We start from the raw sequence: 13,103 nt of genomic DNA on the forward strand, positions 1-13,103 counted from the left end.
CACTGCGGCCGGTGAAGGCCGCCCTGCGTTTTCTCCTTCTTGCGTTGGTCGCGTTGCCTGCGAAGGCGGGCGAGGTGTCCGTTGCCGTCGCCGCGAACTTCACGGTACCGATGCAGCAGGTCGCGGTGGCGTTCGAGCGTGCGACGGGCCACAAGGCCAGGCTCGCATTCGGGTCCACCGGCCGCTTCTACGCGCAGGTGAAGAACGGTGCGCCGTTCCAGGTGCTGCTGGCCGCCGACGAGGAAACGCCGGCACGCCTGGAGCGGGAAGGCTTGGCAGTTGCCGGCTCGCGCTTCACGTATGCGATCGGGCGCCTCGTGCTGTGGAGCGCAACGCCGGGTGTCGTCGACGAGCAGGGCGCCGTGCTGAAGCGGCCGGATGTGTCGCGCCTTGCCATCGCCGACCCGAAGCTCGCACCATATGGTGCTGCCGCCGTCGAGACGCTCACCGGGCTGAATCTCCTTGCGGCCTGGCAGCCGCGCCTCGTGCAAGGGGAGAGCATCGCGCAGGCCCACCAGTTCGTCGCCACCGGCAATGCGCCCATCGGCTTTGTCGCCCTGTCGCAGGTGATGGTCGATGGCCGCGTGGCGAAGGGTTCCGCGTGGGTGGTGCCCGAACGCCTGCACTCGCCGATCCGGCAGGACGCGGTGCTGCTCGTGTCCGGCAAGGACAACCCTGCGGCCGCGGCGCTGATGCAGTTCCTTCGCGGCGGCGCGGCGCGCGCGATCGTACGCGCGCATGGGTACGCGCCGGCGTCCTAAAATCCTAGCCCAAAGCGCGTAAAGAGCCACTTTCCCCAGCGTTACTCCTAGAAAACCAGGCCGTGAAATCACTACCCCGTCATCCGGAGCCGCTGATTGAATCCGCTGTTGAATTCGGCGCAGCCCTTCGTGCGGCACGAGCCGCCGCGGGGGTCAACTTGATTGACGCTGCTGCGCAGCTCGGGATCGCCAAACAAACGTTGGCGAATCTCGAAACTGGCCAAGGTGGTGTCGCCCTTGACACGGCGTTTCGCGCCGCCGCGGAGTTCGGGTTGAGCCTGTTCGCCGTCCCGAAAGCGCGCCGCGAGAGTGTTCGCCGTGCAATCGAGCGAATCTGAATCCGAGTGAGGCGTTACCTCACAGCCCGCTGCGCCAGCACACGGTCCACCATCACCCCCGCCTGCCCGAGGTTCCGGCCCGGGTCGCAGAACCCCTCGAGCTGCGCCCGCGTGACGTGCTTCGAGATCTCCGGGTGGGCGGCCAGGAAGTCGATCAGCGGGCGGTTCTCCGAGATGGCCTGGCGGCACAGGTCGTAGACAAGGTCGTGCGCATACTCGCGGCCGATGTACGGGCCCAGGCCCATCATCACCGCCTCGGACATCACCAGGCCGTTGGTCATGTCGATGTTGGCACGCATGCGCGTGGCGTCCACCTCGAGCCCCTTCAGCACGAACTTCGCCTGCTTGAGCGCGCCCGACATCAGGCAGAAGATTTCCGGCAGCACCACCCACTCGATCTCCCACGGACCGGTGGAGCGCTCATGGTCGGCGACCATGGCGTCCATCAGCGCAGCCGCATGCTGCCGCGCAACCGAGATGTTCGCGTGGATGTACAGGCACGAAATCGGGTTGCGCTTCTGCGGCATGGTCGACGACGAGCCGCGGCCGGGCGCGTAGGGCTCGAACACCTCGGCCACTTCGGTTTGCATCATCAGCTTGACGTCCATCGCGATCTTGCCGAGCGAGCCGCCCACGAGGCCGAGGAACGCGCCGACTTCCGCGATCGTGTCGCGCACCGTGTGCCATGAGATGAGGGGCTGCGCGAGGCCAAGCTCCTTCATGAGCGCGGCCTGCGTTTCCATCGCGCCTTTTTCCAGCGACGACAACGTGCCCGAGGCGCCGCCGAACTCGCCCATGAGCACGCGCGGCTTCAGTTGCTGCAGGCGCTCGCGGTGGCGGTCGATGCCCGCCAGGATCGACGCCATCTTGTAGCCGAACGTGATCGGCGTGGCCTGCTGCAGGTTCGAGCGGCCGATGATCGGCGTGTCGCGGTACTTGCGCGCGAGCGCGGCGAGTGCCTCGCCGATCTCGTCCAGGTCTCGCTCCACGAGTGCGAGGCTCTCGCGAATCTGCAGCACTGTGGCGGTGTCCGTGATGTCCTGCGTGGTGGCGCCCCAGTGGCAGTACTCGCCGAGCCCGCCGCGGCAATTCGCGTTGATCTGGTTGACCACCGCGATGATCGGGTAGCCGATCTGCTCGGTCTTCGCCTTGAGCTTCGCCCAGTCGATCTGCGAGAGCTCGCAGTTCTTCACGATCTCGTCGGCGGCTTCCTGGGGGATGATGCCGAGCTGCCCCTGCACCTTGGCGAGGGCGCGCTCGATGTCGAGGTACTTGGCGGTGCGGTTCTCGTCGGACCAGACGTCGCGCATGCGCGCGTCGCTGAACATGTCGCCGAAGATGCGCGAGTCGATGATGGTGGAGGCCATGGTGTTCGTCTTTCTCTCGATGTCAGACTGCCTGCGCTGCGTGCAGGCGCTGGATGTCCGCGGCGCCGTAGCCCAGCTCCGCGAGGATTGCGTCGGTATGTTCGCCCAACGCGGGCACCGGGTCCATGCGCGGCGGCACGTCCCAGCTGCCGGGTGGCAGCATCGCGGGCAGCGGCCCCTTCGGTGAACCGATCTCGGTCCAGCGGCCACGGGCCTTCAGCTGCGGGTGCGACCACACTTCGCGCATCGTGTTGACCTGCGCGTTGGCGATCTGCGCGGCTTCGAGGCGCTCGAGCACCTGCGCGGCGGTGAGCGACGAGAACGCATCGACGATGATCGCCCGCAGCGCGTCGCGCTCGGCCACGCGCTTGTAGTTGGCGGTGAAGCGCGCATCGGTGGCGAGCGCCGGCTGCAGCAGGACCTTCTCGCAGAAGGCCATCCACTCGCGCTCGTTCTGCAGGCCGAGCATCACGACGCCGCCGTCGCCCGCGGGGAACGGCCCGTACGGGTAGATCGTCGCGTGCGCCGCACCGGTGCGCGGCGGCGGCTCGGCGCCCTCGAACGCGTAGTACAGCGGGTAGCTGGTCCACTCGGCGAGCGACTCCAGCATCGAGATGTCGATGCGCTGCCCCTTGCCGGTCTGGCCACGCTGCAACAGCGCCGCGAGGATGTTCGTGTACGCGTACATGCCGGCGGCGATGTCCGCGATGGAAGGGCCGGCCTTGCACGGCTCGTCGGGCGTGCCGGTCACCGACACGAAACCCGCCTCGCTCTGGATCAGCAGGTCGTAGGCTTTCTTGTCGCGATAGGGGCCGGGGTTATCCGGGTCGTCGCCATAGCCCGAGATGTCGCAGACGATGAGGCCGGGCTTGAGCTTCGACAATCGCTCATAGCCGAGGCCGAGGCGTGCCGCCGCGCCGGGCGCCAGGTTCTGCACCACCACGTCGGCCTTCTCGATGACGAGGCGCTCCAGCACCTTCGCGGCCTCGGCGTGCTTCACGTCGAGCGTCAGGCTTTCCTTGGAACGGTTCGTCCAGACGAAGTGCGAGGCGAGGCCGCGCACGCGCTGGTCGTAGCCGCGCGCGAAGTCACCCGAGCCCGGCCGTTCGATCTTGATGACGCGCGCGCCGAGGTCGGCCAGCTGGCGCGTGGCGAACGGCGCGGCGATCGCGTGTTCGAGCGTGACGACGGTGAGGCCCTTTAGGGGTTGCATGGTCAGGTTCCTTCAGCGAAGCGTCGCGACCGCGTCCATCGTGAGCCAGCCCTCATGGTCCTGCGCCCACAGCTTGATCGTCTTGCCGTCCGGCTGCACCTGCCCGTTGACGCGGAAGGGGTGCAGGTCGAACGTCGGCCGCACCGCTCGGAAGCGGAACGTCGCCACGTCGGCGCCGGGCGCGTTCCTGCGCACCAGGTCCATGAGCAGCGTCGCGATCAGCGGGCCGTGGACGATGAGGCCCGGGTAGCCCTCCACTTCCGTCACGTACTTGCGGTCGTAGTGGATGCGGTGGCCGTTGAACGTCAACGCCGAATAGCGGAACAGCAGCACGTCGTCGGGCACGATCTCGCGCTGCCACGCCGCGCCCGTGGGCGCCGGTTGCGGCGGCGGCTCGACGTCGTCCGCGCGCTTGGGCTCGCGGTAAACGATGTCGTGGAATTCCACGATCGCCGGGTCGGCAGCGCCGTTGCAGCGCACTTCGTGGCGAACCTTCACGAACACGAGCTTGCCCGTGCGGCCGTCCTTCTCCGTCACGTCGGCGATGGTGGAGGTGCGCTCCACGGCGTCACCCACGCGCACCGGCGAGCGGAACTCGAACTGGCTGCCAGCCCACATGCGCCGCGGCAGCGGCACGGGGGGCAGGAAGCCGCCGCGCTTCGCATGGCCGTCGGCGCCGATCTCGCTCTGGCGATGCAGCGGCAGGAAGTAGAGCCAGTGCCACAAGGGATGCAGCGCGTCGCCGTCGGCGGCCAGCGCGGCCTCGTGGTCCAGCGTGGCGTTCAGCGCATTGACCGGCGTTGCGCCGATGCGGTCCCGCACCGTCTCGCTGCGGCCGACCCACGCTCGCAGGTCGTTGGAAGCGGCTTCCATCGCGCTCACTCCGCCGTCAGCTTGGCGCGCTGCACAACGCCCTTCCACTTGGCCAGCTCGCTCTTCACGAGCTCGCCGAAGCGCTCCGGCGTGCTGGTCTCGACTTCGGCGCCGTGTTCCTGGATGCGCTTGATGGTCTCCTTGTCGGCCAGCACCTGGTTCAGCGCCTTGTTGATCTGGTCGATGACGGGCTTGGGCGTCTTGGCCGGCGCGAAGAAGCCGTACCACTGCTGCACGTCCACACCGTCCACGCCGGCTTCCTTCAGCGTCGGCACGTCGGGCAGCAGCGGCGAGCGCTTCGGGCCCGCGACCGCGAGGGCCTTCAGCTTGCCCGACTTCACGTACGGCATCGCCGTGAACAGGCTCGGGAACATGAACTGCGTCTGCCCGCCGATGGTGTCCGTGATGGCCGGGGCCGAGCCGCGGTACGGCGCACCGATCATCTTCACGCCGGCGTTCAGCTTGAAGAGCTCGGCGGCGAAGTGCGGCGCGGTGCCGTTGCCGGCCGACGCGTAGGCGAACTTGTCCGGCTTGGCCTTCAGCTGCGTCACCAGGTCCTTCACGTCCTTCACCGCGACCGTGGGGTTGGCGACCATCAAGGTGGGCGAGTTCGCCACCAGGCCGATGGGCGCGAAGTCCGCGACCGGGTCGTAGCGCAGCTTCTGCAGCGCGGGGTTCATCGCGTGCGTCGCGATGTAGCCGAACATCAGCGTGTGGCCGTCGGCCGGGGCGCGTGCGACGAATTCGCTCGCGATGGCGCCGTTCGCGCCGGCGCGGTTGTCCACGATGATCTGCTGGCCCAGCAGCGGCCCCAGCTTCTGCGCGATGGTGCGCGCCATGGCGTCGTTGCCGCCGCCGGCGGCCGTCGGCACCACCAGCGTGATGGGCTTCTCGGGGTAGGCCGCCATGGCGGGCGTGGCGGCGATCATGGCCGCGGCAACGGCGGGCGCGATGAAGCGTTTCATGGGTTTGTCTCCTTCGGGAACGTTCGAAAACACATAGGGTGGGAGGTGCAGGTCGCCCTGCAGGATCTTTCGCGCGGTGCGCACGAGCGCGGCGCGCTGCACGCGCGCCTCGTCGCCCGCACCTTCGACGGTGACTTCGATCTCGATGCGGCCTTGCGGGTGCAGCACGGCGATGGAACGCACGCCGGCGCGGCGCGTGCGGCCGCTCGCGACGGTGCCGGGCAGCGCGAAGGCCGTGGCGACACCGATCGCGCCCGTCACCGCGTGCGATGCGTGGCAGCGGCGCGGCGTGAAGTAACGCGAGGTGATGCTGTCCGCGTCGTCGCCGTCGCTGGCGATCACCGGCTTGGGCACGACGCTGCCGGACACGTCGCCCAGGCCCATCGCTTCGCCTGCGGCGCAGCGGATCTTTTCGATGCGTGCCATCAGTGCCGCATCGGCATCGAGCTCGGCGGGCAACTCGCGGCCGGTGAGGCCGAGGTCACGGGCGCGCATGATCACCAGCGGCATGGCGGCATCGATGCAGGTCACCTCGATGCCTTCGATCGTGTCGATTCTGTGGCCGGTGGGGAACAGCGAGCCAGTCACCGCACCCCAAGCGTCCAGGAAATTCAGGCGGATGGGCGCGGCCGTGCCCGCCACGCCGTCGATGCCGGTGTCGCCGTCGTATTGCACGCGGCGGCCGGGCGTCTGCACGGTCACGTCGATGCGCGAGCGCGTGTTCACGTTGAACACCCGAACGGTCGTCTCACCTTCCTTTACGGCAACGAGCCCCTGCTCGATGGCAAACGGCGCGACGCCGGAGAGCATGTTCCCGCAGTTCGGCCGCGTGTCGACCGACTTCTGGCCCACGCCGACTTGCGCGAAGAGGTAGTCCACGTCGCAACCCGGTTGCGACGACTTCGAGACGATCGCGACCTTGCTGGTCAGCGTGCTGCCGCCGCCCACGCCGTCCACCTGCAGCAGGTCCGACGCACCGATGGCGCCGATGAGCGCTTCGTCGCGGGCCGTCTCGTCCGCGGGCAGCCACTCGCGCAGGAAGAAGGGCCCGCGCGACGTGCCGGCGCGCATCAGAACACAGGGGATGGTTCGTTGCATGGGCCGAATGATCGGCCCGGCGATTCACAAAGTGAATTGCATCTTTCAGATCAACTGATGCGCCACCAACATCAGTGGGCGCGACGCTTGCGGCGCAACTCGAGAAAGAGGTCGAACAGCTGCTGCGCCGCGGGTGACAGGCTGCGGCTGCGGCGGCGGATCAGGCCCATCTTGCGGGTGACCACCGGGTCGACGAGCGGCACACTGACGAGCAGGGGGTGGTCGGCCGCCGGCATGGCCATCGCCGGGACCGCGGCGACGCCCAGCCCCGCTTCGACAAGGCCGAGGGCCGTGGTCACGTGCTGCGTCTCGTAAGCCGCCACCGGCCGCTTCTTCACGCTCGCGAGCGCCTGGTCCAGCAGCAGCCGGTTGCCCGACGAGCGGCTGACCGAAATGAAGTCGTGCGCCTGCAGGGCCTCCCACGACACGCGCTTCATGCGGGCCACGGGGTGGTCGCGGCGGCATGCGGCGACGAAACGCTCCTCCGCGATGGCCGTGAACTCCAGCTCGGCTTCCTGCACGCCCATGAAGTTCAGGCCGAAGTCCGCCTCGCCGCGCGCCACGGTGGCCAGCACTTCGTTGGCACCGGCGTCGAGCAGCTTCACGCGCACGTTGGGGCTGCGCTCGTGGAAATCGTGCAGCACGCGAGAGAGGTAGTAGTTGACGGTGGACGGCACGCAGGCCACGGTGACTTCGCTCATGCGCGTGGCCGCCGCGCCCTTGATCCCGAGCAGGGTGTGATCGAGTTCGTCCAGCAGCTCCCGCACCTTGCGCTCGAAGTCGCGGCCGACGGCCGTCAGCGTGACGCGCCGCGTGGTGCGCTCCAGCAGCCGCACGCCCAGCGCCTCTTCCAGCTTGTCGATGCGGCGGCTGAACGCCGGCTGCGACAGGTGCACGGCGTCGGCGGCGCGCCGGAAGTTGGCCAGTTCCGCCACCGTGCGGAAGGCGACGAGGTCGTTCAGGTCGAAGTGCATCGGCATCGCGGGCTCCCCGGCGCATTGATGCGCCATGGCTATCAGTTGATCTTAAAGATGCAATTCCGTTTTGCAATGCCGGCCGCGAAGATCGAGCTCATCAACATTGGAGATAACCGCATGAAGAGAAACCTCGTGGCCCTCGGCCTGCTCGCCGCCGCCGGCACCGCCTCCGCGCAATCCTCGGTGACCCTCGGGGGCATCATCGACACCGGCGTCACCTTCGGCCGCGGCAGCGTGGCCGACCGGGTGCAGCTGACGAGCGGCAACATGGCCACGTCGCGGCTGATCTTCCGCGGCACCGAAGACCTGGGCGGCGGGCTGTCCGCGTCGTTCTGGCTCGAAGCCGGCCTGAACATCGACGACGGCAGCGGCCAGGCCACCAACACCAACAACCAGACCAGCGGCGGCAACTTGAGCTGCACGGTCGCGACGACCACCACGACGGCCACCACGGCCAACCCCGCGATCGCCGGCACCGCGCTCACCTCCACGTCCACCAGCACGAGCACCTGCACGCCCGCGATCAACGGCGCGCAAGGCATGACGTTCAACCGCCGTTCGACGGTGAGCCTGGCCGGCGGCTGGGGCGAGGTGCGCCTGGGCCGCGACTACGTGCCGCAGTACTGGAACCGCAGCGTCTTCGACCCCTTCGGCATCGTCGGCGTCGGCCAGACGGTGATCAGCAACCTCAACATCACCGGCATCACGTCGGTGCGTGCATCCAACAGCATCGGCTACCTGCTGCCCGGCTCGCTGGGCGGCTGGTACGGCCAGGCGATGTACCACCTCGGCGAGAACGCGGGCAACGTCGGCGTGACCAAGCGCGACGGCTCGGGCTACGGCGTTCGCATCGGCTATGCCGCGGGCCCTTTCAACATCGCTGCCGCCACCGGCTACACGCGCTATGCCGCGGGTGCGGTGCACCAGAGCAACATCGGCGGCCGCTGGGACTTCGCCATGGTCAAGCTGATGGCGCAGTACGAGCGCGAGCGCGCGGGTTTGCGTGAAGCGGACGGCTGGCTCGTGGGCGGCCTCGTGCCGGTCGGTGCGGGCGAAGTGCGCGTGTCGTACTCCCGCTTCCACATCGACCCGCCCGGCAACGTGGCGGAGCCGCGCGCGACCAAGATCGCGCTGGGCTACGTGCACAACCTGAGCAAGCGCACCGCGCTGTACGCCACCTATGCGCGCGTGCGCAACAGCGCCGGCGGCACGCTGGGCCTCGGCGGTGCGACGACGGCTGCCAACCAGGGCTCGAGCGGGCTGGACCTGGGCATTCGCCACACCTTCTGACCGGCGCCATGGAGTGCCGGCGAACGGCACCCTGACGGCCATCAACCTCGCGTCCCGGCATTGCGCCAGAGTGAATGCATGGGACCGAGAACCATCGTCATCGCGCTCATGGCCGCGGCCGGTGCGGCGCTCGTTCGCTGAAGGCGGCCGCCCGATGCCGGCCTGGTTGCACGCAATCCTCGCGGCACTCGCGTTGCCCGAGTACGGCTTGACGGGGCTGTTCCTGGTCTGCCTGCTGTCCGCCACGTTGCTGCCACTGGGCTCGCTGCCGGCCGTGTTCGGCCTGCTCAAGCTCAACCCGGACCTGTTCTGGCCCGCGATGTTCGTGGCGACGGCAGGCAACGTGGCCGGCGGCGTGATCAACTGGTCCATGGGCTGGGGCGCGCGCTCCCTGGCCGACCGCTACACACGCTCGCGCTGGCACGAGCGCGCGTTGCGCATGCTCACGCGCATGGGCCCCAAGGCCTGCCTCTTCGCGTGGTTGCCCATCGTGGGTGACCCGCTGTGCGCCGTGGCCGGCTGGCTGCGCATGCCGCTCCGGGCCTGCACGGCTTACATGGCCGTCGGCATGTTCGCGCGCTACGTCACCATCGCGGGCGGCCTGCTGCAGGTGTTCCCCGGCCGCTGGCTGCCGCAATAGGGCCCTCAGGGCGCGCGCACGTTCACGCGATTGCCGTCCGCGAGCGCGGGCGGCGGGTACACCGCGACGCGGTCTCCGGCAGCCAGCCCACCGCGCACCCACGCGACATTCGCATTGCGCCCCGCCACGTCCACCGGCCGCAGCCGTGCGCGCGAGCCTTCGAGGCGGTAGACCGCCATGCCGCCGCCGTCGTCCGGGAACAAAGCGCCCACCGGCACCAGCACCGCGTCGTCCGCCGATGCGGTGATCACGCGCACGGTCACGCGAAAGCCGTCGCCCACGCTCTGCCATTGCGCGGGCGCTTCGCCCAGCTCGACGAGCACGTTGACGCGCTGCTCCTCGACGCCCAGCGCCGACACCTTGGTGAAGGCGGCCGGCTCCACGCGGCGCACGCGCCCGGCCAGCGGCGGGCCGCCCCAGCGCTCCACCGCAACGCGCGTGCCGGGCTTCGCCTGCACCGCGTCGGTCGTGAGCAGTTGCGCCACGACCTCCAGCCGCGACGGGTCGCCCACGTCCAGCAGCGCGGTGCCGGCCGCGACCGTGCCCTCGCTTTGCGCCGGCACGCGCAGCACCACGCCGGCCACGGGCGAGCGCACGAGGATGGGCTGGCCCGGCGCCGCGCCCACGGGTTGCAGGACGGCGGCAGCCTGCGCGCGCTCCTGCGCGGCCACGTCGCGCTGCGCGGCGGCCGCATCCACCTCGCGCCGCGCGCCGGCCTCCGCGAGCCGTGCGATGTCGAGCCGCGATGCGGAGAGGTAGCCCTCGCGCGCGAGCTTCTCGGTGCGCTGCAGCTCGAGGCGCGCCTCCTCGAGCGCCACGCGGGCGCGCTCGGTGCGCGCGGCGGCCAGCGCGATGTTCGCCTCGGCGGCCTTCAGCCGGGCCGCGGCCTCGCGCGCGCTGCGCTCGTCCACCATGGCGGACATCACGGGCGTGAGCACGGCGACCGGCGCGCCGGCCGCGACGGTGTCGCCCTCGCGCAGCGTGATGCGCGCGACGCGCGCGGCCACGGGGGCCGAGACCGTGTAGCGGTCGACGAGGCGCGTGCGGCCGTCCTCCTCGATCGACTGCTCGAAGCGGCCGCGTTCGACCACGGCCGCTTCGACGTCCACGGGCCTCGGCGCAAAGGCCCAGGCCAGCGCGCCCACGGCCGCCACGATGCCGGCGGCGGCGAGCGCATTGCGCGGGTTCAGCCATGCGGGTTTCATCATCGTCATTCCCTCGTCTTGAGCGCGGCCACCATGTCCAGCCGGTCCACGTGCCGGCGCACCACCAGCGCGCTCGCCACGCCCGCGGCGACCACCGCGAGCGCCGCCCACGCATACGTGCGCGGCTGGATCGCCACCGGGAACTGGAACTGGTCCGACTTCACGAGCGCCACCACGCCGTGCGTGAGGCCCCAGCCGAGCAGCATGCCCAGCGGCAGCGCCACCGCGATCGCGATGGCGAGCTCGCCCAGCAGCAGCATCGACACCTCCGCGCGCGTGAAGCCCAGCACGCGCAGGCTCGCGAGCTCCCACGTGCGCTCGGACAGCGCGATGCGCGCGTTGTTGTAGACCACGCCCACCGCGATCACCACCGCGAACACCGTGAGGATGCCGCTCATCACCCGCACGTTGCGCGCGCTGATCTCCTGCATGTTGCGCACCATCGTCGCCTTGGCGAACGCGCCCGCCACCCTGGGCAGCTGCTGCGTGCGCTCCAGCACCTGCGGCACGCGGCCGGGCAGCACGCGCAGGCTGAAGAAGTTGGCCAGGTCGCCGTCGCCCAGCAGCCGGTTGAGCGCATCGCGCTCCATGAAGGCGTTCAGGCCCATCATGTCGCCCACCGTTCGCTCGAGCACCACGCGGCGCACTTCGCGCGCGCCCTCGCGCACTTCCACGGTGAACTCGTCGCCCGCGCGCAGCCGCAGCTTCGCCGCGAGCCGGTCCGTCATCAGCACGCCGTGCACGCCCGGCGCGACGGCGCGGCCGGAGATGTCGATCACGTGCAGCAGCTGCGACCGCGGCGCCTCGCCTTCGAGCAGGCCTTTCTCGGCGACCGCGCCGTGGATGAAGCGCACCTCCAGCCGGCGGCCTGCCTCCACCTGCAGCACGCCCGGGATGCGCGCGAGCTCGCGGCCGGCGGACGCGTTCACCGAGTCGGTGGTCCACACGATGATGTCGCTGCGCATGCCGCGGTTGAACTGCGTGTCGACGATGGCATCGATGGCGTCGCGGAAGAAGTTGCCCATGATCACGATCGCCACCGCCGCCGCGATGCCGCCCACGGTGATGAAGGCGCGCAGCGGCCGCCGCTCGATGTTGCGCGCGATCATCCGCAGCGCCGGGCTGGGCCGCAGGCGCGGCAGGCGCTCCAGCAGCGCGCGGCGATACCTGCCCGGCGCGGGCGGGCGCATGGCTTCGGCCGGCGACAGCTTCACCGTCGCGGCGATGGCCGTGAGCGTGCCCAGCACCGCGGTGGCGGCAACGATGCCGAACGCGGTGAGTGCGAGCGCAGGGTCGATGCGGTGGTCCAGCACCGGGAAGCGGAACATCTGCGCGTAGATCGCGACGATCAGCTCGCCGAGCCAGCGCCCGAGCGCGATGCCGAGCGCGCAGCCGGCCAGCACCATCGGCGAGACCAGCTTGAGGTAGTGCAGGGCGATCGCGCGGTTGCCGTAGCCGAGCGCCTTCAGTGCCGCCACCTGCTCGCGCTGGGTGGCGACCAACCGCGCGGTCACGACGTGCAGCAGGAAGCCCGCGACGGCGAGGAAGATCGCGGGCAGCACGGTGCCGATCACCTGCTGCTCGCGGATCTCGTTGTCCAGCATGGCGTGCGAGGGCTGCGCCTCGCGCCCGTGCGCGGGCGAGCCGCCGTAGCGCACCAGCGCGCGCGTCACCGCGTCGAGCACCGCGGGCTCCGAAGCGCCCGGCGCGAGCTTGATCGCGACGCGGGTGAATGCGCCCGTCATGTCGCTGGCGGCCGCGAGCGCGTCGTGGTCCACCCAGAACACGCCGAAGGCGCGCAGGTCCGGCATGCCGAAGAGGCCGCCGAAGATGTATTCCGGCGACAGGGCCGTGCCGGTGATGCGCAAGGTGTGCAGCCGTCCGTTGAAGAGGGCGGAGACGGTGTCGCCCGGCCGCAGGCGGTGCGCCTGCGCGAAGCTCTCGGTGGCCACCGCTTCCATCTCGCTGCCGCCGTGCGTGCGCGCGTCGGGCCAGCGGCCCGTGCGCAGCACCAGCCTGTTCAGCCGATGCGGTTCGCGCGCGTTCACGCCGATCAGTTGCCCGATGACCGGGTCGGGGCTTCCGGGCACCGTCACGCGCGCCCACGATTCCACGGTGGCCTGCACGTCCACCACGCCGGGCAGTTCCGCGAGCCGCCGCGCGGTCGCCTGCGGCGCGCGGTGCACCATCGTGAACACGTCGGCGAAGCGCGCGCTCGCGTAGAAGGCATCGCGCGCCTGCGCGAGCGAATCCACCGCCGACAGGCTGGCGATGAAGCCGCCGACGCCGCTGGCCACCACCAGCGCAATGGTGAGCGCCTGGCTCCACAGCAGGCGCAGGTCGCGCAGCACCTTGCGGTCCAGGGCGTTCATCGCA

At 70.1% G+C, this 13,103-nt stretch carries 11 protein-coding genes; 4 read left to right on the plus strand and 7 right to left on the minus strand.

Annotated elements, in window-relative coordinates; all coding sequences use genetic code 11:
* The first annotated feature begins 11 nt into the window (after window positions 1-11).
* Both modA and H8R02_RS05605 read left to right on the plus strand, forming a co-directional pair.
* Window positions 12-761 carry a molybdate ABC transporter substrate-binding protein gene (gene modA / locus H8R02_RS05600; RefSeq protein ID WP_187080329.1) on the plus strand — a complete coding sequence of 250 codons (750 nt, stop codon included), beginning with the start codon at window positions 12-14 and terminating at the stop codon, window positions 759-761.
* Between the two features lie 62 nt (window positions 762-823).
* Window positions 824-1,099 (plus strand): helix-turn-helix domain-containing protein, encoded by a 276-nt coding sequence (locus H8R02_RS05605; RefSeq protein WP_187080330.1) that lies wholly within the window; start codon window positions 824-826, stop codon window positions 1,097-1,099.
* Between the two features lie 14 nt (window positions 1,100-1,113).
* Here H8R02_RS05605 and pcaB read toward each other — a convergent pair whose 3' ends face one another.
* The 5 genes from pcaB to H8R02_RS05630 all read right to left on the minus strand — a co-directional run bounded on the left by pcaB (window position 1,114) and on the right by H8R02_RS05630 (window position 7,595).
* Complete coding sequence (pcaB, locus tag H8R02_RS05610) at window positions 1,114-2,466, minus strand: 3-carboxy-cis,cis-muconate cycloisomerase (protein WP_187080331.1); 1,353 nt, start codon at window positions 2,464-2,466, stop codon at window positions 1,114-1,116.
* A gap of 22 nt (window positions 2,467-2,488) precedes the next feature.
* Entirely contained in the window at window positions 2,489-3,679 is a 1,191-nt protein-coding gene (locus H8R02_RS05615; RefSeq protein ID WP_187080332.1) for a CaiB/BaiF CoA transferase family protein, read from the minus strand.
* A 12-nt stretch (window positions 3,680-3,691) separates the two neighbouring features.
* Entirely contained in the window at window positions 3,692-4,552 is an 861-nt protein-coding gene (locus H8R02_RS05620) for an HTD2 family dehydratase (protein ID WP_187080333.1), read from the minus strand.
* Between the two features lie 5 nt (window positions 4,553-4,557).
* Window positions 4,558-6,615 (minus strand): 4-oxalomesaconate tautomerase, encoded by a 2,058-nt coding sequence (locus H8R02_RS30755; protein WP_187080334.1) that lies wholly within the window; start codon window positions 6,613-6,615, stop codon window positions 4,558-4,560.
* 71 nt (window positions 6,616-6,686) lie between these two features.
* A complete protein-coding gene (locus H8R02_RS05630) occupies window positions 6,687-7,595 on the minus strand; it encodes a LysR family transcriptional regulator (RefSeq protein WP_187080335.1) in 909 nt (302 codons plus the stop codon).
* Window positions 7,596-7,709: 114 nt separating this feature from the next.
* On the opposite strand from H8R02_RS05630, the gene H8R02_RS05635 reads away from it, so the two are divergent.
* Together H8R02_RS05635 and H8R02_RS05640 are read left to right on the plus strand one after the other, a co-directional pair.
* Entirely contained in the window at window positions 7,710-8,882 is a 1,173-nt protein-coding gene (locus H8R02_RS05635; protein WP_187080336.1) for a porin, read from the plus strand.
* Window positions 8,883-9,036: 154 nt separating this feature from the next.
* Window positions 9,037-9,522 carry a YqaA family protein gene (locus H8R02_RS05640; RefSeq protein WP_187080337.1) on the plus strand — a complete coding sequence of 162 codons (486 nt, stop codon included), beginning with the start codon at window positions 9,037-9,039 and terminating at the stop codon, window positions 9,520-9,522.
* Between the two features lie 5 nt (window positions 9,523-9,527).
* Here H8R02_RS05640 and H8R02_RS05645 read toward each other — a convergent pair whose 3' ends face one another.
* Together H8R02_RS05645 and H8R02_RS05650 are read right to left on the minus strand one after the other, a co-directional pair.
* Complete coding sequence (locus H8R02_RS05645) at window positions 9,528-10,736, minus strand: efflux RND transporter periplasmic adaptor subunit (protein ID WP_255429152.1); 1,209 nt, start codon at window positions 10,734-10,736, stop codon at window positions 9,528-9,530.
* Entirely contained in the window at window positions 10,733-13,099 is a 2,367-nt protein-coding gene (locus H8R02_RS05650) for an ABC transporter permease (RefSeq protein WP_187080338.1), read from the minus strand. Before H8R02_RS05650 ends, H8R02_RS05645 begins: the two co-directional genes overlap by 4 nt.
* Between the last annotated feature and the right edge of the window lie 4 nt (window positions 13,100-13,103).

The sequence above is a fragment of the Ramlibacter albus genome (genome assembly GCF_014297445.1).
In the GTDB taxonomy this organism is placed as follows: domain Bacteria; phylum Pseudomonadota; class Gammaproteobacteria; order Burkholderiales; family Burkholderiaceae_C; genus Ramlibacter; species Ramlibacter albus.

Excerpts from the sequence above, each read along its gene's own strand:
- pcaB (WP_187080331.1), bottom strand. The coding sequence starts at position 2,466 with ATGGCCTCCACCATCATCGACTCGCGCATCTTCGGCGACATGTTCAGC.
- H8R02_RS05615 (WP_187080332.1), bottom strand. The coding sequence starts at position 3,679 with ATGCAACCCCTAAAGGGCCTCACCGTCGTCACGCTCGAACACGCGATC.
- H8R02_RS05620 (WP_187080333.1), bottom strand. The coding sequence starts at position 4,552 with ATGGAAGCCGCTTCCAACGACCTGCGAGCGTGGGTCGGCCGCAGCGAG.
- H8R02_RS30755 (WP_187080334.1), bottom strand. The coding sequence starts at position 6,615 with ATGCAACGAACCATCCCCTGTGTTCTGATGCGCGCCGGCACGTCGCGC.
- H8R02_RS05630 (WP_187080335.1), bottom strand. The coding sequence starts at position 7,595 with ATGCCGATGCACTTCGACCTGAACGACCTCGTCGCCTTCCGCACGGTG.
- H8R02_RS05635 (WP_187080336.1), top strand. The coding sequence starts at position 7,710 with ATGAAGAGAAACCTCGTGGCCCTCGGCCTGCTCGCCGCCGCCGGCACC.
- H8R02_RS05640 (WP_187080337.1), top strand. The coding sequence starts at position 9,037 with ATGCCGGCCTGGTTGCACGCAATCCTCGCGGCACTCGCGTTGCCCGAG.
- H8R02_RS05645 (WP_255429152.1), bottom strand. The coding sequence starts at position 10,736 with ATGACGATGATGAAACCCGCATGGCTGAACCCGCGCAATGCGCTCGCC.
- H8R02_RS05650 (WP_187080338.1), bottom strand. The coding sequence starts at position 13,099 with ATGAACGCCCTGGACCGCAAGGTGCTGCGCGACCTGCGCCTGCTGTGG.